Genomic DNA, 20,817 nt, shown 5'->3' with positions numbered 1-20,817 from the left:
GGTGTGGGTAACGCGCTGACCCGGTTGTTGCGCCGGGGTAAAGGAAGCCCGGAGACCTCAGATACCCCGGCTGCAGAGAATCCGGAGCAGGTCCTGGAGCAGGCCTTGGAGCAGGCCGGCGCCCCCGCCACGACCGAAGAAGGGGGCCTGCGCAGGCGGTTCGGTGCCTGGCTGGGTCGGCCCATGACGTCGTTTCACCTGCTCATCGCCGTGTCTGCGTTGCTGACGACGCTCGGTCTGATCATGGTGCTGTCGGCCTCCGGCGTGCGCTCCTACGGCGCCGACGGATCCGCGTGGGTGATTTTCGGCAAGCAGGTCTTGTGGACGGTCATCGGACTCATCGGGTGCTACGCGTCCATGCGGATGTCGGTGCGATTCATCCGGCGGATGGCGTTTACCAGCTACGCGATCACCATCATCTTGCTGGTGTTGGTGCTGATTCCGGGGATCGGCAACCTGGCCAACGGCTCCCGCAAGTGGTTCGTCATCGCCGGCTTTTCGATGCAGCCGTCCGAGCTGGCCAAGATCGCGTTCGCCATCTGGGGGGCGCATTTGCTGGCCGCCCGCCGGATGGAACGGGCCTCACTGCGCGAGATGCTGATTCCTCTGGTGCCGGCCGCGGTCGTCGCCCTGGCGCTGGTCGTGGCCCAGCCCGACCTCGGGCAGACGGTGTCGCTGGGCATCATCCTGCTCGGCCTGTTGTGGTATGCGGGGCTGCCGCTGCGGGTGTTCGTCAGCTCGCTGGCCGCGGTCTTCGTCGCCGGGGCGGTTTTGGCCATGTCGGCGGGCTACCGGTCCGACCGGGTGCGGTCCTGGCTGGACCCGGAAAACGACCCGATGGACACCGGCTACCAGGCGCGGCAGGCCAAGTTCGCGCTGGCGCACGGCGGCATTTTCGGCGACGGCCTCGGTCAGGGTGTCGCCAAATGGAACTACCTGCCCAACGCCCACAACGACTTCATCTTCGCGATCATCGGTGAGGAGCTCGGCCTGGTCGGCGCGCTGGGGCTGCTCGCGCTGTTCGGGCTGTTCGCCTACACCGGCATGCGCATCGCGCGCCGATCGGCCGACCCGTTTCTGCGACTGCTGACCGCCACCACCACGTTCTGGGTGCTGGGCCAGGCGTTCATCAACATCGGCTACGTGATCGGGATGCTGCCGGTCACCGGGCTGCAGCTGCCGCTGATTTCCGCTGGCGGAACATCGACGGCCACAACGCTTTTCATGATAGGCATCATGGCGAACGCGGCTCGTCATGAACCGGAGGCGGTGGCCGCGCTGCGAGCCGGGCGCGACGACAAGGTGAACCGGGTGCTGCGGCTGCCGCTGCCCGAGCCGTATGTGCCGAGTCGTCTCGAGGCGTTCCGCGATCGCAAGCAGACCCGCCCGAAGTCCGCCAAGCCGCCGGCCGGCAAGCCCGCCCGTCCCCAGCGCAAGGCATTACCCCGAGCGGCCGATCGGCGGGCTCACCCGGGAAGGCATCATGGATCTGGCCAGCGGTACGCCGGCAAGCGTCATACTGGGCGCGTTCGCGCATTGGAAGGTCAGCGTTACGGGTGAACGACACGATCAGGCAGCCGGCCGGCGGGCAGGGGGCAAGGCCCTCGCCCGCCGGTGCCGCGTCATCGGTCAATTCCACCCTGTCGGTCGTGCTTGCCGGCGGGGGTACCGCCGGGCATGTGGAGCCCGCGATGGCCGTCGCCGACGCGCTGTCCGCGCTGGATCCGCAGGTCCGGATCACCGCTTTGGGCACCAAACGCGGGCTGGAGACCCGGCTGGTACCCGAGCGCGGCTACCACCTTGAGCTGATCACGCCGGTGCCGTTGCCGCGCAAACCCAACGGGGACCTGGCCCGGCTGCCACCGCGGGTATGGCGTGCTGTGCGGGAGGCCCGGGCGGTGCTCGACGCCGTTGACGCCGACGTCGTCGTCGGTTTCGGCGGGTATGTGGCGTTGCCTGCGTATCTCGCCGCCCGGGGGATCCCCGGGGTGCGTCGGCGTATCCCGGTGGTGATCCACGAAGCCAACGCGAGGGCCGGGATAGCCAACCGCGTCGGCGCCCGCACCGCGGACCGGATCCTGTCCGCGGTCCCGGATTCCGGGCTACGACGCGCCGAGGTGGTCGGGGTGCCGGTCCGGGCGGCCATCACCGCGCTGGACCGCGCCGCATTGCGGGCCCAAGCACGCAAGCACTTCGGCTTCGCCGATGACGCCCGGGTCTTGCTCGTGTTCGGCGGTTCACAGGGCGCGGTCTCGCTGAACCGCGCCGTCTCGGCGGCGGCCGCCGACCTGGCCACCGCGGGCGTGGCGGTGCTGCATGCCCACGGGCCCAAGAACACCCTCGAACTGCGCACACCCGACCCTGGCGATCCGCCGTATGTGGCGGTGCCGTACCTGGATCGGATGGACCTGGCGTACGCCGCCGCCGACCTGGCGATCTGCCGGTCTGGCGCGATGACTGTTGCCGAGGTGTCGGCCGTCGGCCTGCCGGCCATCTACGTGCCGCTGCCGATCGGCAACGGCGAACAGCGGCTCAACGCGCTGCCGGTGGTCAATGCCGGCGGCGGCATGATCGTCGCCGATCCCGACCTGACCCCGGACCTGGTGGCGCGGCAGGCCGGCGGGCTGCTCAACGACCCGGACCGGCTGGCCGCGATGACGGCGGCCGCCGCTCAGGTGGGACATCCCGAGGCTGCGCGCCAGGTGGCTCAGGCGGCGCTGGACACAGCAAGAAAAGCGGCGTTGCGGAGAAGCCCGTGAACGTCGAGCAGTTGCCGCCCGAGCTGCGCCGGGTGCACATGGTGGGCATCGGGGGAGCCGGAATGTCGGGCATCGCCCGCATTCTGCTGGACCGGGAGGGGCTGGTGTCCGGGTCGGACGCCAAGGAGTCGCGCGGCCTGCACGCGCTGCGGGCCCGGGGTGCGGAGATCCGGATCGGACATGACGCGTCGTCGTTGGATCTGCTGCCCGGCGGGCCCACCGCGGTCATCACCACCCACGCCGCCATCCCCAAGACCAACCCCGAGCTCGTCGAGGCCCGGCGCCGCGGCATTCCGGTGATATTGCGACCGGTGGTGCTGGCCAAGCTTATGGCCGGGCGCACCACGCTGATGGTCACCGGCACCCACGGCAAGACGACGACGACGTCGATGCTGATCGTGGCCCTGCAGCACTGCGGGCGAGACCCCTCCTTCGCGGTCGGCGGTGAGTTGGGGGAGGCCGGCACCAACGCCCATCACGGCAGCGGCGACTGCTTCGTCGCCGAGGCCGACGAAAGCGACGGCTCGCTGCTGGAATACACACCCAACGTCGCCGTGGTCACCAACATCGAGTCCGATCACCTGGACTTCTACGGCAGCGCCGAAGCCTACGTCGGAGTGTTCGACTCCTTCGTGGAAAGGCTCGCCCCGGGCGGAGCGCTTGTGGTGTGCACCGATGACCCCGGCGCCGCCGCACTGGCCCAGCGCACCGAGGAGCTGGGCATCCGGGTGCTGCGGTACGGGTCCGGGCCGTCCGATCAATTGGCCGCCACGCTGCTGTCGTGGGAGCAGCAGGGCACCGAAGCCGTCGCGCACATCCAGTTAGCCTCGGAACTAGGCCCAGAACCACGCCCACGGGTGATGCGGCTGTCGGTGCCCGGACGGCACATGGCGCTCAATGCGCTGGGCGCGTTGCTGGCCGCGGCCGAGGTCGGTGCCGCGGTCGATGACGTGCTCGACGGGCTGGCCGGTTTCGAGGGCGTGCGTCGCCGGTTCGAACTGGTCGGGGCCTCGGGAGACGGCCAGGCCCCGAACTCAGTGGTGCGGGTGTTCGACGACTACGCGCACCACCCCACCGAGATCAGTGCCACGCTGGCGGCGGTCCGCACGGTGCTCGAGCAAAGCGGTAGCGGTCGTTCGCTGGTGGTGTTTCAGCCCCATTTGTATTCGCGGACAAAGGCTTTCGCCGCCGAGTTCGGTCGCGCGCTGGATGCCGCCGACGAGGTGTTCGTGCTGGACGTCTACGGCGCCCGCGAACAGCCGCTCGCCGGTATCAGTGGAGCCAGCGTCTTCGAACACGTCAGCGCGCAGCGGCACTACATCCGGGATTTCTCGGCTGTCGCCGAAGAAGTAGCCGCCGCCGCCGGCCCGGGCGACATCATCGTCACGATGGGCGCCGGCGACGTGACAATGCTGGGGCCAGAGATCGTCACCGCACTGCGGGCGCGGGCTAATCGCAGCGCGCCCGGCCGGCCCGGGGTGTTGCGGTGAGCGAGCCCAACGATGCCGCGGTGAGCGAGCCGACCGACCTGGCCGATACCGCCGATACCGCCGACGAGAACGCCATCACCGAGCCGCTGCTCACCCAACCGCAGGACGGCGAAACCGAAGCGGATCAAGCCGAAGTCGAGGGGCCGCGCCGGCGCGCCCGCCGCGAACGGGCCGAACGCCGCGCCGCCCAGGCACGCGCCATGGCCATCGAGGAGGCTCGCCGCGAGGCCAAGCGCAGGGCCCGGGGACACCTCACCGATGAGCCCAAACCCGTCGCGCGGGGCGTCGTTCGGGGTTTGAAGATGCTGCTGTTGACGGTTTTGTTGGCCGTCGTCGGGGTCGGGCTCGCGCTCATCCTCTACTTCACGCCGGCGATGTCGGCGCGCAACATCGTTGTGAGCGGGACCGGGGCGGTGACCCGCGAGGAGGTTCTCGACGCGGCGCAGGTGCGGCCGGGGACGCCGCTGCTGCAGATCAACACCAACCAGGTCGCCGACCGGGTGGCGGCCATTCGCCGGGTGGCCAGCGCGCGGGTGCAGCGTCAGTACCCCTCCGCGCTGCGGATCACCATCGAGGAGCGGGTCCCGATGGTGGTCAAGGATTTTCCGGACGGACCGCACCTGTTCGACCGCGATGGCGTCGACTTCGCGACCGCTCCGCCGCCGCCGGCGCTGCCCTACATCGACGTCGCCGATCCCGGGCCGACCGATCCGGCGACCAAGGCCGCTTTGGCGGTGTTGCTCGCCCTGCGCCCCGAGGTCGCAGGCCAAGTGGGCCGGATCGCGGCCCCGTCGGTGTCGTCGATCACTCTCACGCTCGGCGACGGTCGGGTGGTGATCTGGGGGAGCACCGACCGCGCCGACGAGAAGGCCGAGAAGCTGGCCGCGTTGCTGACACAGCCCGGGCGGACCTACGACATATCCAGCCCCGACTTGCCGACCGTGAAGTAGCAAGCAGAAAAAACCCGCACCGCGTATCGGCGCGCCTGCACGGTTAGCACCCGTCGTACCCATACGGTTCTGGTTACGCGGATTAACTTGACATAACTCTAACCCTATGGTTGAGGTTGAGAGTTTGCAAGCGGACACACCGAGTCCCCTCAGGGAGGAAGACGAATGATGACCCCCCCGCATAACTACCTGGCCGTCATCAAGGTTGTGGGTATCGGTGGCGGCGGCGTCAACGCCGTCAACCGGATGATCGAGCAGGGCCTCAAAGGCGTGGAGTTCATCGCGATCAACACCGACGCGCAGGCGTTGTTGATGAGCGATGCCGACGTCAAGCTCGACGTCGGCCGTGACTCCACCCGAGGGCTTGGCGCCGGCGCCGACCCAGAGGTCGGGCGCAAGGCCGCCGAGGACGCCAAGGACGAGATCGAAGAACTGCTGCGCGGCGCCGACATGGTGTTCGTCACCGCCGGTGAAGGCGGCGGCACCGGCACCGGCGGAGCACCCGTCGTCGCCAGCATCGCCCGCAAGCTGGGGGCGTTGACGGTCGGGGTGGTCACCCGTCCGTTCTCGTTCGAGGGTAAGCGGCGCGGCAACCAGGCTGAAAACGGCATCGCCGCGCTGCGCGAGAGCTGTGACACCCTGATCGTGATTCCCAACGACCGACTGCTGCAGATGGGTGACGCCGCGGTATCCCTGATGGATGCGTTCCGCAGCGCCGACGAGGTGCTGCTCAACGGCGTGCAGGGCATCACCGACTTGATCACCACGCCGGGATTGATCAACGTCGACTTCGCCGACGTCAAGGGCATCATGTCGGGTGCCGGTACCGCGCTGATGGGCATCGGCTCGGCCCGCGGGGAAGGGCGTTCGCTCAAGGCCGCTGAGATCGCCATCAACTCGCCGCTGCTGGAAGCCTCCATGGAGGGCGCACAGGGTGTGCTGATGTCGATCGCCGGCGGCAGCGACCTGGGCCTGTTCGAGATCAACGAGGCGGCTTCGTTGGTGCAGGACGCCGCTCACCAAGACGCCAACATCATCTTCGGCACCGTAATCGACGACTCGCTGGGTGACGAGGTTCGCGTCACCGTCATTGCGGCCGGCTTCGACGCCACCGGGTCCGGTCGCAAGCCCGTCATTGGAGCTGGCGGCGCCGTCGCAGCGGAAACGCCTGGTGCGCATGCCATCGCGTCGGCGAAGGCCGGCAAGCTCAGCTCCACGCTGTTCGAGCCCGTCGACGCCGTCAGCGTGCCGGTTCACACCAACGGTTCGACCCTGAACATCGGCGGCGATGACGACGACGTCGACGTGCCGCCGTTCATGCGCCGCTGAGGTCCACTGGGGGAATCGATGCGGGCGGATTCCGGATACTGGGCACGTGAGCGTTCGCATCCGGCGAGTGACTACTACGCGGGCGGGGGGCATTTCGGCGCCGCCGTTCGACACCTTCAACCTCGGCGACCATGTGGGTGACGACCCGGCTGCGGTGGCCGCAAACCGCGCCCGGTTGGCTGCCGCGATTGGCCTTGGCGCCGACCGGGTGGTCTGGATGAACCAGGTCCACGGTGATCGAGTCGAGGTGGTCGACGAACCGCGCCCTGCCCCGGTCTATGACACCGACGCGTTGGTGACCAGCACGCCCCGACTGGCGTTGGCGGTGGTGACGGCCGACTGTGTGCCGGTGCTGATGGGCGACGCGCGCGTGGGCGTGGTCGGCGCCGTGCACGCCGGGCGCGTCGGGGCCCAGCGGGGCGTGGTGGCCCGCGCGGTGGAGGCGATGCTGCGCCTGGGTGCGCACGTCGACGACATTTCGGTGCTACTCGGCCCGGCGGTCAGCGGTCGCAACTACGAAGTGCCCGCGGCGATGGCCGACGAGGTCGACGCGGCGTTGCCGGGCAGCCGCACCACCACCTCGGCCGGAACCCCCGGGGTCGACCTTCGGGCCGGAATCGCTTGTCAGCTGCGCGATTTGGGTGTCACGTCTATCGACGTCGATCCGCGCTGCACGGTGGCCGACCCGGCTCTGTTCAGCCATCGCCGGGGTGCGCCAACCGGGCGGTTGGCGTCGCTGGTCTGGATGGAATGACTGCAATGGCGGTTGGAACGCCCGCACAGGGCAACGAAGGAGACCGCGAATCGGAATTGACGCACGCGTTGGCGGCGGTGCGATCACGGCTTGCGGCGGCCGCGGAAGCGGCGGGTCGCAATGTCGGCGAAATTGAACTGCTCCCCATTACCAAATTCTTTCCAGCAACCGATGTTGCGATTTTGTGCCGATTGGGTTGTCGGTCCGTTGGCGAATCGCGGGAGCAGGAAGCTTCGCAGAAGGTAGCCGAACTCACCCGATTGTCAGCTTCTTACCCGCAAGCGGACTTGCGGGGCATGCACTGGCATATGGTCGGCCAGATTCAGCGCAACAAGGCCCGGTCGCTCGCGCGGTGGGCGCATACGGCCCACTCGATCGACAGCTCGCGGTTGGTGACTGCGCTCGATCGCGCCATAGCGACGGCCCTGGCCGACGGCAGCCGGGAGGGCCCGCTGCGGGTCTACGTCCAGGTCAGTCTCGATGGCGACGTGTCTCGCGGCGGCGTCGACATCCTCACGCCCGGCGCGGTTGATCAGGTTTGCGCCCAAGTCGAGGAGTCGAAGTGCCTGGAACTGGTCGGGTTGATGGGCATCCCGCCGCTGGATTGGGACGCCGATCAGGCCTTTGACCGACTGCAATCGGAGCACAGCCGGGTGCAGGAATCGCACCCGAATGCGGTCGGACTGTCCGCCGGCATGACGAACGACTTCGAAACTGCCGTCAAACATGGTTCGACGTGTGTGCGTGTCGGTACCGCGCTATTGGGTCCGCGGCAGCTACGGTCACCGTGAATAGTCACTGTAGTCACACCTTCATCACAGACACCAATACTCCCAAAGGCTTAGAAGGGGATCACAGCAATGAGCACACTGCACAAGGTGAAGGCCTACTTCGGTATGGCGCCGATGGATGACTACGAAGACGAGTACTACGACGACCGCGCTCCCTCCCGCGGTTTCCCGCGTGCCCGTTTCGACGACGGGTACGGCCGCTACGACGGGCGCGACTATGAGGACCCCCGGGACGCCCGCGGCGAAATGCGCGAGCCCGACTATCCGCCGCCCAGCAGTTATCGGGGCGGCTATGGCGAGGAACCGCACTTCCGGCCCCGTGAGTTCGACCGGTCCGACATGAGCCGCCCGCGCCTTGGGTCGTGGTTGCGCGGTTCCACGCGGGGCTCGCTGGCGATGGACCCGCGCCGGATGGCGATGATGTTTGAGGAAGGCCATCCGCTGTCGAAGATCACCACGCTGCGGCCTAAGGACTACAGCGAGGCGCGCACCATCGGCGAGCGATTCCGCGACGGCACCCCGGTCATCATGGACCTGGTGTCGATGGACAACGCCGATGCCAAACGGCTGGTCGACTTCGCGGCCGGCTTGGCCTTCGCATTGCGCGGCTCGTTCGACAAGGTCGCCACCAAGGTGTTCCTGCTGTCGCCCGCCGACGTCGATGTGTCTCCCGAGGAGCGTCGCCGGATCGCCGAAACCGGCTTCTACGCATATCAATAGCCGCTTTGTAGCCCGGGTCGGTACGCTGGCGATTGCTGCGCGTATGGGCGGCGACGAGAATTTTCGTCATCTCATCGTTAGGTCGGGGCTCTAGTTGGTGCTGTTCTTTCAGATCCTTGGGTTTGCGCTGTTCATCTTCTGGCTGCTGCTCATCGCTCGGGTCGTCGTAGAGTTCATCCGCTCGTTCAGCCGTGACTGGCGTCCCAGCGGTATCACCGTGGTGATCCTGGAGATCATCATGTCGATCACCGACCCGCCGGTGAAACTGCTCCGCCGGCTGATTCCCCAACTGACCATCGGCGCGGTCCGCTTCGACCTGTCCATCATGGTGCTGCTCTTGGTTGCGTTCATCGGCATGCAATTGGCGTTCGGCGCCGCGGCCTGAGACCGGCGACGGTTCGGCCACGGTTTGGCGTCGATTTGATGCGCGCGATTTTAAAAGTCTAAGGATTGGGATTTTATTGCCCTCAGTGTTTGAAATTGGATCTTATTTATTGGCCTAATCGGCAACCGCCGGGTCTGGTGTGACAGGATGGACGCCAGTTGCGCGATGGCTACCACTGCGTTTTACACTTTGCAGATCGTTTGACAGGAACTTGAGGGGACGAACAATGCCGCTTACACCAGCCGACGTCCACAACGTGGCGTTCAGTAAGCCGCCCATCGGCAAGCGTGGTTATAACGAAGACGAGGTCGACGCCTTCCTCGACTTGTTGGAAAACGAGCTGACGCGGCTCATCGAAGAGAACTCCGATCTGCGTCAGCGGATCGAGGAGTTGGACAACGAACTGGCCGGTGGGGGCGGCGGTGTTTCCGCTCAGCCCACCCAGGCGATTCCTACCTTCCAAGCCGAACCCGAACCCGAACCTGTCAGGCCGGCGCCGGTCGCGGCACCGGTGGCGGCGCCGGCTCCGGCACCGACGGGAACCAACGAGGAACAGGCCATGAAGGCCGCTCGGGTGCTGGCCTTGGCCCAGGACACCGCAGACCGGCTCACCGGCACCGCCAAGGCCGACTCGGACAAGATGCTGGCCGATGCCCGCGCGAACGCCGACCAGATTGTCAGTGAGGCTCGGCACACCGCGGAGACCACGGTGTCCGAGGCCCGCCAGCGCGCTGACGCCATGCTGGCCGACGCGCAAAGCCGCTCCGAGAGCCAGTTGCGCCAAGCTCAGGAAAAGGCCGACGCGCTGCAGGCCGACGCCGAGCGCAAGCATTCCGAGATCATGGGAACCATCAACCAACAACGCACGGTGCTGGAAGGCCGCCTCGAGCAGCTGCGCACGTTCGAGCGCGAATACCGGACCCGCCTCAAGACCTACCTGGAATCTCAGCTCGAGGAGCTCGGCCAGCGCGGATCAGCGGCACCGGTCGACTCCAGCGCGGATGCGGGTGGGTTCGACCAATTCAATCGGGGTAATAACTAGCCCGGAACTGTGCCGCACACTCGCCTAGCTTCGAGGTCGGTACATTCGACCTGGCGGTTCGCTAGTTGGCTGGAGGATGACCGATGTTGATCATTGCGCTGGTATTGGCCCTGGTTGGGCTGGTGGCGCTGGTATTCGCGGTCGTCACGAGCAACGAACTGGTGGCCTGGGTGTGCATCGCGGCCAGCGTCCTGGGCGTGGTGCTGCTGATCATCGACGCAGTACAGGAACGCCGGCGACCCGACGCGGGCGGCAAGGACGAAGGCAGCGAGGACAAAGGCAGCGAACACGACGAGGCCACCTCCGTCGACTACCCGGAGGAGGTCGCCGACGACGAGTCCTCAACAGAAGGCGGCACCGAGGCGACCGAGGAATCGGCGGTATCCGCCGAAGGCCGCGGCGACGACCACGCTTAGAGCTTTCCGAGAGCTAGGCGAGCAGCTCGCGCACCTCGTCGTCGCTGAGCTGGTGGAAATCGGCGTAGACCTGCCCGACGGCGTCGAAATCGACCGGCATCGTCGCACACACCACGTCGTCGGCTTCCCGGACGAGTTCGCGGCAGGCTGACTGCGGCCCCACAGGTACCGCGACAATTATTGATTCGGGGGTCGAGTCGGTCCTGACGGCCCGCAGGGCGCGGACCGCCGCCAACATGCTGGCACCGGTGGCGATGCCGTCGTCGACCAGGATCACGATCTTGCCGCGCGGGTCGGCGACCGGGCGCCCGCGTCGGTAGGCGCGCTCGCGCCGCTCGAGCTCGACCGTCTCGCTCTCGATCGCCTCACGCACCTGCTCGTCGCTGATGTGCAAGTCTGATACCACGGTGTCGTTCATGACGACCCCGCCGCCGCTGGCCACCGCGCCCATCGCGAGCTCGGACCACCGTGGCACCCCGAGCTTGCGAACCAGAAACGCATCCAGTTCGGCGTGCAACGCCGAGGCGACCTCCCAGCCGACCGGAACACCGCCGCGAGCCAGCCCCAGAACCAGCAGATTGTCCTTGCCGCGGTAGGCCGTGAGCTCCTCGGCCAGCGCGCGGCCGGCGTCATGGCGGTCGCGGAATGTGCGCGCTGGTGTCCGCCGGAGAAAGCTTTGTCGGTTCATTCCCCGCAAGCCTACGTCCGACGGCGGATTTCTCAAGAGCGAGCCGTAAACCGTTGCACACCAAGAGGATTGATGCACGTTATGGGGTGTCCGAGGGGGGACTTGCCCACTAACCCTACGCATCGATTTGAGCTCCTAGGAGGCACTTTACGGTCCCAACCCACGATCCGGCGCTGCGAATGCATCGCCGGACGGCCACCCGCCTTGCGGGGTGGGCACCAGCGGCTCGATCAGCTCCCACTGGGCGTCGGTCAGGTCGGAAGGGTAGCCCTTGTTCTTGGCCACAAGTCCACACAGCGCAAAACGTGCTGGCCTGCCTGAACGCGTGTTCAGCGTAGTGGTGCTTGTCCGTATCGGCGTTTGTTGAAAATTTTCGGCGCTGCAGCCAGCTTGACGGCTGTCCGGACCTCAGCGGGCTCCAAAAGATTCCGCCGGGAGCGGCGGGGCAAACGAACGGGGTAGGGCACCCGGCTTGCGTGTGTAGGTGGCCGGGCGGGCAGGCGACACGCGGGCAAAATTGACGTGTATTTCGGCCGAGATTGTGCGATTCTGTCGAGTTGCCCAACAGAAGGGAGCCACACACGATGTGATCAGCACACAGGAAGGACTGTCGACATGACAGAGGGTGAAGAACACCTCGAGGGCACCACGCCAACGGACTTCTGGCCTGGTTAGAGTTCGAGCCCGGTACCGGGGTCGCGGCCGCGGTTGAGGTTTTGCTGGTGGGCGGCTACGGCGTCGATATGGGCTGTGGTGTCGGCGATGTCGTGGAGCCGGTCGATGAGTTGGTTGCGCCGCTGGAGCAGTTGGGTGGCTTCGTTGCGGGTGATGGTGGGTGCGCTGGTGGCGGCGAGGTGGTGTTCGGCGCGTTGGATGGCGGTGGGGCTCTGGCGGCGGGTGGGATCGGCGGTGCCGATGTGTTGTGCCGAGGGCAGGTTGTCGGTGAGGACGGCGAGCAGGGTGTGAGCCGGGTCGCGGCTATCGGCGGTGGTGATAAGGACCAGTTTGGTGTTGGTGGCCGCGGCGGTTTGGGTGAGCCAGCGCAGCTGTTCTGGCTGTAGGTGGTCTGCGTCGTCGACGACGATCAGGCTGCCCAGCGGTAGTTTCCAGCGGTTGGTGTCCAGTTTGGTGCGGGCGTCGTCGAGGTTGGCGGTGGTGTCGGCGTAGCGGTTGGCGCCGGCGTAGTCGGCGGCGGCCGGGGTGCCAGGCAGGGCAAGAATACGGCTGTTGTGGTGGTGGGCCGTGGCTGCCAGCGCGGCCAGCGCCGCGGGCTTGTCTGCGTCGGCGTGTATCCGGAGTGGCTGCACGGTTTGAGGGCTACTGGTGATGGCTGCCACTGCCCTGCGGTGGGTCTCGTCGAGGCCGGCCACGGCCGTGTCGGGCGGGTGGTGGAGAGCGGCGGGGCTGGTGGTGGCGGCGGCCTCGAGGAAGGCGATTTCGGCGCGCAATTGAGGCAGGTCGGCGGCCAGATCGTAGCTGTGCGCGGGGTTTTGGGCGAAAGATCGCGCGGCTGCTGCTTCGGCTCGCGACAACTGGTCGTTGAGGTCGCGTGCGATCCGGCGCGCGTCGTTGAGGGCCTGGGTGTCGGTGCGCGCGGCGGCCGCGCGCCGGGTGTGGATGTGGTGTTCGGTGACGATGTTGTCGAGGCCGCCGGCGGCGTCGATCAGTTCTGCGCGGGCGGTGTCTAGGCGGGTGCGGGCGGTGTGTACGGCGGTGTTGATGCGCTGGGTTTGCTCGGTGACCTGATCGCGGTGTTGTTGGTAGCGGGTGGCGGCCTGGTGGTCGACGCGGTTGTTGGCGGCGGTGACGGCGGCGGAGAGCTGGTCAAGAAGCTGGTGGTGTAGTTCGGCGGTGTCTTCGGCGTGCACCCACAGGGTATGGGCGCGGGCGAGTGCTTGCTGGTAGGGGCGCTGCTCGTGGAGGCGGCGGTGCAGGTCGGCCAGCTGGGGGCCGGCGGCTTGTTCGGCGGGCCCGCCGGCTGCGCTCAGGATGGCGTCGGCGAGTTGTTGGGCGTGGTGTTGGGCGGCGTCGCGGCGGGCCCGCAGGGCGGGAATGTCGAGGTCGTCGACGAGTCCGGGCGCGGCGACGCGCTGGCGGGGCAGATCATCGATGTCGAGGCCGGCGAGGTCGTCTTCGAGGAAGCCGTAGGGGTAGTCGTAGGGGTCTGGTGGTGGCTCGTGCAGATCGTCAGGCAGGTCGACGTCGCGGGCGTGTGGGTCGGGTTCGGTACCGGCAGCCGGTGTTTCGGCCTGTTCGGCGGGGTGGGGGATGTCGGGGTCGATGCTGGCGGCGTGGTGGGTGAGCAGTTCGATGCGGTAGGTGAGCAGGCGGGCGTATTCGTCGGGGCGCAGCGTTTGGGTGGCGGCGATGTCGTGCAGGTGGTCTGCGGCTGCGGCGAGCAGCTCGGCTGGGGGCCAGTCGGAGGCGGCGACGGCGGCGACAAGGCCGGGCCAGGCGGGGTCGGTGACGATGGCTTCGGCGATTCGGGTGCCCAACAGGTGGTGCAGTTCGGCGGTCCAGGGTGGCCGCAGTTTGGTGTCGGCGCGTTCGAGCGAGGGGGGTGCCAGGGTGCCGGCAAGGCGCCACCACAGGGCCGCGGCGGGCATTTCTGCGGGCAGTGGGCCGTGCGCGGCGATGGCCTCGTCGAGGAGTGCGGCGACGTCGGCGCCGACTCGGGCAGCGTCGTCGAGGTGGGTGGCCAGCCGGGGCCAGAACGGGTCGTCGACGATGTGGGTGTCGATGTTGTCGGCGAGCTGGCGCCAGCGGGCGGTGTCGGCGCCGGCGCGGGTGAGGTCGGCGTCAAGGCGGGCGTGGATGAGTTGTTGGACCATGGCCGAGCGGTTGGCGCGCTGTTCGGGTCCGGTGATGCGGGTGTCGGCGGGATCGACGTCATGGGCGGCGCGGAAGACGGCGATTTCGGCCATGAGTGCGCTGCGCTGATCGACTAGTGGGCGCGCCCACGTGGGGGCGGTGCTGGGGTCCCAGGCGCGGGCGGTGTCGCGGACCTGGTCGGCCAGCTCGGCGACTAATTGTGCCCGCTGGTGTAGGTAGGGGCCCCACTGCGGGTGGTCGGCGAGCACGTCGGGGGTGGCGGGCAGCCAGCGCAGCGGTCCTACCTGCTCTGGGCCTGCGGGAGAGGAAGTGGGTAAGCGCCAGTCGAGCACGGCGGCGGCGTCGTGGGCCTTGCCAAGCGGGCTGCTGGCCGCGTCGTGCAGGACGGCCACGGGGTCGTGTCCTTCGATGGCCAACAGGGCAAGGTTGCGGCGCAACACGGGCCATGCTTGGGCCTCGGTGACGTGTGCTCCCAAGGCCGTTGCTGCGGCGTCGATACGGGACATGACCGCAGTGCCGGCATGCTGTTCGGCGCCGGCGGTCAGGGCGTCGGCGTACATGGCGGCCGCACGGTGCAGGCGGGTGAACGGGTCGGCTTCGGCGGCCGCGGCGCTGTGGGCGGAGAGTTGGGCTCCGTCGCGGGCCAGGATGGCGGACAGAATGTCGACGGCGGTGGGTGGGTGGGTGGCTTTGGGCGCCAGAATGCGGTGCGGGTCGGCTTCGGCGGTGGAACCGTAGAAGTGGTTCTCGGTGCGCCCGCGGGTGCCGGCGACGTAGAGCTGTCGGCGGTTCAGGCGGTCGGAAATGACGGTGTGGCAGGTGCCTTCGAGGTCGCGTCCGCCTGCGGTCATGCCCTGGGCGGCGTTGATGGTGCTGGCATAGCCCAAGGTGGTGTAGGTGGACACGTAGCGGGCGGGCAGCCGTACCGGTGTGGCGCGACCGCGCAGCGGAACCACAGTCAGCGAGCCGTCGTTGTGCACGGCGCGGATGATCCAGCGGTGCCCGTTTTTGACCCATTTGCCGCGTTGTGCGGTGCGCAGCCAGCGGGCGTTTTTGCGGGTGGCGATCCAGTCTCCGGCCGAGGCGGTCAAGCCGTCGGCCAGGGTGACAGTGGCCGCTGATGCCGGGTCGCTGTTGTGGTTTGTGGTGTGGGCCAAACGGTCTAGCCGGGCACGCTCGTTGAGCTCGGCCACCAGGGGATTGGTGGGGGCTAACAGGATGGAGTCGCGGCCCGCGGCGATGTCGGCGGCCCAGGCTTGGTAGGCCATGTCGGCGGCGGTGGCGTCGGCGCCGACATGGACGCGGTGGTGGTCGATGTAGAAGCCGATGCCGGAGGGGTCACCGGCGCGGATGGCCAGGCTGGCGGCGGCTTCGGCGGGCCCGGTTTCGGGGTGGGTGAACCGCACAACGGTGCTCAGGGTGACGGTCTCATGGCGATCGGCGAGATCACGCAGAATGCCGCCGGCCGAGATGGAGGCGAGCTGTTGATCGTCGCCGATGAGACGCACGCTGGCCCCGCGCGCCAGCGCGTGGGCGATCACGGTGTCGAGGTCTAAAGTGGAGGCCATGCCGGCTTCGTCGACGATGAGCAGGGTGCCAGAGTCGATGGCGTTGAACCAGTTTCGGGCCGGGTCATCGGCGGGCGCGGGTTGCCCGCCGCGGGTTTGTGTGAGCTGCACGAGTTTGGCGATGGTGTCGGTGGGAGCGTCCAGATCCTCGCCCAGGACTTCGGCCGCCCCGGCGGAGGGGGCGAGCCCGATGACGTTGCCGCCGGCGTTGCGCCACGCGGCGGCCAGGGTGGCCATCGCGGTGGTTTTGCCGGTGCCTGCGGGCGCCAACGCGAGCTGGACGCGGGCACCGGAGGTCGCCATTTCGCGGACCAGAGCCAGTTGTCCCGCGTTGAGCTCCGGTTCCTGGTTGGCCTGGTATTCCAGCAGCGCCAAACCGATGCTGGTGTCATCGACGGTGCGGCCGTCGCGCAACCCTGCGGCGGCCAACATCCGCCGCTCAGCGGCCAGGATGTCGGTGCTGGTGTAGACGGTGGAGTCGTGGCGGGTGTAGACGCTTGAGCCGTGGCGGCGACGCAGCGCCGCTGGCTCGTTTTTCTCGGTGTCTGCGTGGGTGGTCAACGCAATGCTGTGCTGCCAAAGGGCGGCCGCGACGATGCGGTTGGCTACCTGCGGGCCGCCGGGATGGTCAGCGTAACGCAGCACTCGCTGGGCCTCGGCGCGGACATGATTAACCATCCAGGTGGCACGGGCTTCGGAGACGGTGGCGATGACCGCGGCGGCTTGTTCGTGTACCCAGCTGTCGGTGATTGCGACATGTTGGGTGACAGCCTGATTGGTGATGTCGGCGATCATGTTCGTCAGCGCGCGCTGGCTGCCGAGGACTTCGATGGCTTGGGTGCGCCAGGCGTGGCGCTGCTCGGCCAACGAGCGTGGTTCGTGTTTGGCTTGCCGGGTTTCGAGGGTCGCTTGCTGGGACAACGCAAGCATTTCCACCACGGTGGGTTCGCGGCCGTGGGCGACTTGGAATTGTTTGGCCAGCTGCCCGACGCGATGCTCGATCGCGCCGCTGCGCGAGGAGAATTTTTCATTCAGTTCTGCTGGGATGCCGACGATTTCGCGTACGGGCCGTCTGCCTGGTTTGGTGGGCACTTCGGCGAAGCGGGCGCGCAGTTTCGCGATGAGCAGGGCCTCATTGCGGGTGTTGTAAAACTCCGACGCCGACACTTTGGCCTTGTACAGCGGCTCACCATCCAGCGCGAGCCAGCGCGGCACCCCATCTGCGCCAATGACTTGCACCTTGTTGCTGATCACCAGGTGGGTGTGCAGGTTAGGGTCACCGGCGCGCGAGTCGCGGTGATCAAAGGCGGCGGCGATCAATCCGGTGGTGTTGACTTGGGCGACACCGTGGGCGCCCATGCGGGAAAACGCGGCGTGTTCTTCGAGAAATTCGAGAGTTTCGGCTACGGCTTGATGGTGGCAGTCCTCGATCGCGCGGGCGATCGGCGGCGGCGCGATGGCCCACAGAGTCGACACGGATTTGACTGGGGTGAACGTCAGGTCGTAGCCGGCCACGGCGGTGGTGGCTGCCCGGGAATTGCTGGCGATGAAGCCGGAGAGTTCGCGGTCATCTGCTGGGGGGCGGGCGTAGGTTTCGGCGAACATTTCTCGGCCCACCGCGGTGCGGATCCGGGCCCGGATGTCGGGGGATAGCTTCGCTTGGGGGTCGTTTCCGACCGTGGTGTTGTAGTCGCGGTAGGCCTCCCGCAAGCGTGTGATGAACCGGTTTTCTTTGTCGTTGATCGCAAATGGGCGGCCCAGGCGTGCGGCGGCGATCGCGCCGGCTTTGGCGACACCAACTCCGGTGAGATGGCGGGTGATTCGGTCGGCGTTGGGGTGCAATCCCTCTCCGAACAGCGCTTTCATTTGGTCTTCGCTGACCTGGGAGCCGTGCAGTACCCCCCATAGCTCGGCGACGAGCGGATCGGCGCCGTCGCGGGAGGCGGGCTGGCCTAGCGCGGCTAGTCCGCGGCCCATCCAGGTACCGGGGGCTTCGCCTTTGGCGCTGTAGTAATCGGTGAGGCTCGCACGGCCGCGCTCGGTGGAATCGGAGGCGGCGACCTGCCGGATCAGGTACATGTATCCGTCTCCGGCGGTTAATTTGTGTAAGCCCATCACCGGGCAATCACCATGAATCGAGTCTCACATCGCCCCGGGCGTTATGCGACGGCCGTCCGCCACGAAATTGCCCCAGTTAGGCGACCTAACCATCTACCGTTACCACATCGTGACCTGAGTGCACTAGGTGTGATGTTCGGTGAGGCGGTGAAGTTAGGGTAGCCTAAGTGCCGGTGGGCTGGTGTGGCGAGTGGTCGGGTGCAGAGCTGGTGAGTGGGGCATCGGCGGCGTGCGCGCGCTCGATGGCCTCCTCGGCTTCGGCGCGCGCCCGGGCAACCTCGGCTTGGGCGCCCTGATGTGCGGCCGCGATCTCACCACTGGCCTGCCCGCGCGCCGCGGCGACCTCGGCGGCCGCGTCGGCGCGGACCCGTTCGAGCGCGCCGCGCACCCCCTCTAGTTCGTGTTGGGCTGCCGCGCGTTCGGCCGCCCGCTCGGCGATCCGTTGTTCGGCGCGCGCCTCCGCGGCGCGGGCTTCTTCGTCCGCTGCGGCAACCTCGGCCGCCGCGTCGGGGCGGACCCGTTGCAGCTCGCCGCGCAGCTGCTCCAATTCCTGTTGAGCTGCCGCGCGTTCAGCTGCCCGCTCGGCGATGCGTTCTTCGGCGCGCGCCTGCGCGGCGGAAAGCTGTTGGTGGGCCGCCGCCGCCGCGGCGGCCGCGTTAGCGCGGACCCGTTCCAGCTCGTCGCGCAGCTCGTCTGACTCTTGTTGTGCCGCGAACCTACGGAATCGACGCCGACCTGGACCTGTGGCATCTCAGTGAAACCTCGATCGACTGGACATGCTGGGGGCCAGGCAAAGTCCGCACGAGCGAGTTCGTGATTGTGGCCCTCAGCGAGGCGTGGTAGCAACGATGGCAGGCACCAGTGCCCCGACCGTCGGCGCTGGCGCGGTCGCCGAAGCGCTCCCGTCCATCACCATGCAGAACTCGGTACGTCCGTCGCCGTCGGCTGACCGAAGCGACCAGCAGAAGCGACCAGAAGCGACCAGAAGCATGTTGTGAGGAATTTGTTTACTGATTTCAAGCGCACCTCAAAAGCCTACGTGCGATCACCGCAGAAGCTGGCGCTTATCGCACCCTCTGATCATGCCCGTTTGTTCGCCCGCCGCGGCGGGATCGCGGCTGCGATATCGCACATGCTGGCCGGCCAACGGTGACACGATAGTGACGTGAACGACAGCGGCTGGTCGCGTGAGATGACGGCGGCAGCCTTGGTGTGCGGGTCGTGCGGTACCGAGCTGCCGCCGAACTCGAAGTTCTGTAATGAGTGCGGTGCGGCGGTCACGGCGCACGATACCCATGCCGAGTACAAGCAGGTCACGGTGCTGTTCGCCGACGTCGTGCATTCGATGGACATCGCCGCGGCGGTGGGTGCGGAGCGGTTGCGCGAGATCATGGCCGACCTCGCCGACCGCTGTGCGGCGGTGGTGCAGCGGTACGGCAGCACGGTCGCACAGTGGACGGGCGATGGGATCATGGCGGTGTTCGGCGCACCAATGGCGTTGGAGGACCACGCTGTTCGGGCCTGTCTGGCGGCCTTGGGCGTTCAGGAGGAGGCGACGCGGCTTGCCGTCGATGTGCGTGAGCGCGACGGTATCGATCTGCGGTTGCGGGTCGGGCTGAACTCGGGGGAGGTGATCGCCGGTGGGTTTGGTTCGGGCCAGTTTGGCTACGCCGCCGTGGGTGAGCAGGTCGGGATGGCGCAGCGGATGGAGTCGGTGGCCCCGCCGGGTGGGGTGATGCTCAGCGCGTCGACGGCGCGGCTGGTTGAGGGCGCGGCGAGTCTGGGTGAGTTGGAGTTGGTTCGGATCAAGGGTGCCGAGGCGCCGGTGCCCGCCCGTCGGCTGCTGGGCCTGGGCGACGGGCATCGCGCCGTCGGGCGTGCCGAGTCGAATCTGGTCGGCCGTGGCTGGGAGATGGCCGCGGTCGAGGGCTTGTTGGACCGCGCCATCGACGGCCACGGCGCGGTGGTCGGCGTGGTGGGATCACCGGGCATCGGCAAGAGCCGGCTGGCGCGCGAGGTCACCGCAATGGCAGCAGCCCGGGGTGTCGAGGTGTTTACCGCCTTCTGCGAATCACACGCCAGCGACATTCCCTTCCGCGTCGTGGCGCGGCTGCTGCGCGCCGCCACCGGCGTGCGCGGCCTCGACAATGCGGCCGCTCGTGCGGGGGTGCGGGCTCAATTCCCTGATGCCGACCCCGAGGACGTGCTGCTGTTGGAGGACTTGCTGGGCATCGCCGACCCCGAGGTGGCGCTGGCCAAGGTCGATCCGGATGCCCGCCGGCGGCGGTTGACCGCGCTGGTGAACGCCGCCTCGTTGGCCCGCGAAGCCCCGGCGGTCTACGTCGTTGAGGACGCGCATTGGATCGACGAGGTCAGCGAATCCCTGGTTGCCGACTTTGTGGCGGTGGTCCCGCAGACGCACTCGCTGGTGCTGATCAGCTACCGCCCCGAATACCGGGGCGCACTGAGCCGGGTGCCCGGTGCTCAGAGCATCGCGCTGGCGCCGCTGAGCGATTCGGAGATCGCGGCACTGGTTGCCGGGCTGCTGGGGCCGGACTCCTCGGTCGGCGGGTTGGCCACCATGATCGCCGAGAGGGCCGCCGGTAATCCGTTTTTCGTCGAGGAGATGGTGCGCGATCTGGCCGAGCGTGGTGTGCTGACCGGAGCCCGTGGTAAGTATGTCTGCCAGGTCGAGCATGCCGATGCCGGCGTGCCGGCGACCCTGCAGGCCACCATCGCCGCCCGTATCGACCGGCTCGCCCTCGCCGCCAAGCAGACTCTGAATGCCGCCGCGGTGATCGGATTGCGGTTTGGCGCAGAGCAGTTGGCGTTGCTCGATGGTGAGGCCGAGATGGGCGAGTTGATCGCTGCCGAACTCGTCGACCAGGTGCGGTTCACCCCGCACGCCGAGTACGCCTTCCACCACCCGCTGATCCGGACCGTGGCCTACGAAACACAGCTGAAGTCCGACCGCG

Annotated in this window: 16 protein-coding genes and 1 pseudogene; 13 read left to right on the top strand and 4 right to left on the bottom strand. The window is 67.7% G+C overall.

What is annotated here, in order from left to right; genetic code table 11:
- Positions 1–150: 150 nt before the first annotated feature.
- From ftsW to ACLP9N_RS04150, 11 genes and pseudogenes are all read left to right on the top strand, one after another.
- Positions 151–1,560, top strand: a pseudogene (gene ftsW, locus ACLP9N_RS04200) (putative lipid II flippase FtsW); the annotation flags it as partial.
- Positions 1,557–2,759 (top strand): undecaprenyldiphospho-muramoylpentapeptide beta-N-acetylglucosaminyltransferase, encoded by a 1,203-nt coding sequence (gene murG, locus ACLP9N_RS04195; protein ID WP_442406206.1) that lies wholly within the window; start codon positions 1,557–1,559, stop codon positions 2,757–2,759. The pseudogene ftsW and the gene murG, both read left to right, overlap by 4 nt.
- The gene (gene murC / locus ACLP9N_RS04190; protein ID WP_442406205.1) at positions 2,756–4,249 is read left to right on the top strand and encodes a UDP-N-acetylmuramate--L-alanine ligase; all 1,494 of its coding nucleotides are present in this window, start codon (positions 2,756–2,758) and stop codon (positions 4,247–4,249) included. Before murG ends, murC begins: the two co-directional genes overlap by 4 nt.
- Positions 4,250–4,269: 20 nt before the next feature.
- On the top strand, positions 4,270–5,199 hold the full coding sequence (locus tag ACLP9N_RS04185) for a cell division protein FtsQ/DivIB (protein ID WP_442406217.1): 930 nt from the start codon (positions 4,270–4,272) through the stop codon (positions 5,197–5,199).
- Between the two features lie 168 nt (positions 5,200–5,367).
- Positions 5,368–6,528 (top strand): cell division protein FtsZ, encoded by a 1,161-nt coding sequence (gene ftsZ / locus ACLP9N_RS04180; RefSeq protein ID WP_442406204.1) that lies wholly within the window; start codon positions 5,368–5,370, stop codon positions 6,526–6,528.
- Between the two features lie 46 nt (positions 6,529–6,574).
- Positions 6,575–7,282, top strand: coding sequence for a peptidoglycan editing factor PgeF (pgeF, locus tag ACLP9N_RS04175; protein WP_442406203.1), 708 nt, complete (start codon positions 6,575–6,577; stop codon positions 7,280–7,282).
- Positions 7,279–8,073, top strand: a complete 795-nt coding sequence (locus ACLP9N_RS04170; protein ID WP_442406202.1) for a YggS family pyridoxal phosphate-dependent enzyme — start codon at positions 7,279–7,281, stop codon at positions 8,071–8,073. The genes pgeF and ACLP9N_RS04170 overlap by 4 nt, the downstream gene beginning before the upstream one ends.
- 69 nt (positions 8,074–8,142) lie before the next feature.
- Complete coding sequence (locus ACLP9N_RS04165; protein WP_442406201.1) at positions 8,143–8,793, top strand: cell division protein SepF; 651 nt, start codon at positions 8,143–8,145, stop codon at positions 8,791–8,793.
- 94 nt (positions 8,794–8,887) lie between these two features.
- A complete protein-coding gene (locus tag ACLP9N_RS04160) occupies positions 8,888–9,178 on the top strand; it encodes a YggT family protein (protein WP_158017226.1) in 291 nt (96 codons plus the stop codon).
- A gap of 226 nt (positions 9,179–9,404) precedes the next feature.
- Positions 9,405–10,220, top strand: coding sequence for a DivIVA-like cell division protein Wag31 (wag31, locus tag ACLP9N_RS04155; protein WP_442406200.1), 816 nt, complete (start codon positions 9,405–9,407; stop codon positions 10,218–10,220).
- An 83-nt stretch (positions 10,221–10,303) separates the two neighbouring features.
- The gene (locus ACLP9N_RS04150; protein ID WP_442406199.1) at positions 10,304–10,636 is read left to right on the top strand and encodes a phage holin family protein; all 333 of its coding nucleotides are present in this window, start codon (positions 10,304–10,306) and stop codon (positions 10,634–10,636) included.
- Between the two features lie 13 nt (positions 10,637–10,649).
- On the opposite strand, the gene ACLP9N_RS04145 is transcribed toward ACLP9N_RS04150, so the two are convergent.
- From ACLP9N_RS04145 to ACLP9N_RS04130, 4 genes are all read right to left on the bottom strand, one after another.
- Positions 10,650–11,324, bottom strand: coding sequence for a phosphoribosyltransferase (locus tag ACLP9N_RS04145; RefSeq protein WP_442406198.1), 675 nt, complete (start codon positions 11,322–11,324; stop codon positions 10,650–10,652).
- A gap of 147 nt (positions 11,325–11,471) precedes the next feature.
- A complete protein-coding gene (locus tag ACLP9N_RS04140) occupies positions 11,472–11,609 on the bottom strand; it encodes a transposase (protein WP_442406197.1) in 138 nt (45 codons plus the stop codon).
- 386 nt (positions 11,610–11,995) lie between these two features.
- Positions 11,996–17,839: a MobF family relaxase gene (gene mobF / locus ACLP9N_RS04135; RefSeq protein WP_442406216.1), complete on the bottom strand. Its 5,844-nt coding sequence runs from the start codon at positions 17,837–17,839 to the stop codon at positions 11,996–11,998.
- A gap of 166 nt (positions 17,840–18,005) precedes the next feature.
- Positions 18,006–18,389, bottom strand: a complete 384-nt coding sequence (locus ACLP9N_RS04130) for a hypothetical protein (protein WP_442406196.1) — start codon at positions 18,387–18,389, stop codon at positions 18,006–18,008.
- Here ACLP9N_RS04130 and ACLP9N_RS04125 point away from each other — a divergent pair.
- Together ACLP9N_RS04125 and ACLP9N_RS04120 are read left to right on the top strand one after the other, a co-directional pair.
- Positions 18,363–18,539 (top strand): hypothetical protein, encoded by a 177-nt coding sequence (locus ACLP9N_RS04125; RefSeq protein ID WP_442406195.1) that lies wholly within the window; start codon positions 18,363–18,365, stop codon positions 18,537–18,539. The two genes, ACLP9N_RS04130 and ACLP9N_RS04125, sit on opposite strands and share 27 nt — an antisense overlap.
- Positions 18,540–19,034: 495 nt before the next feature.
- Positions 19,035–20,817 (top strand): adenylate/guanylate cyclase domain-containing protein (locus ACLP9N_RS04120; RefSeq protein WP_442406215.1); only part of this gene is annotated, 1,783 nt, incomplete at its 3' end.

Origin of the sequence: Mycobacterium sp., assembly GCF_052144515.1 — a bacterium.
Lineage (GTDB): Bacteria > Actinomycetota > Actinomycetes > Mycobacteriales > Mycobacteriaceae > Mycobacterium.
The sequence above is the reverse complement of the archived record's forward strand: the minus strand, read 5'-3'. Positions and strand labels throughout refer to the sequence as shown.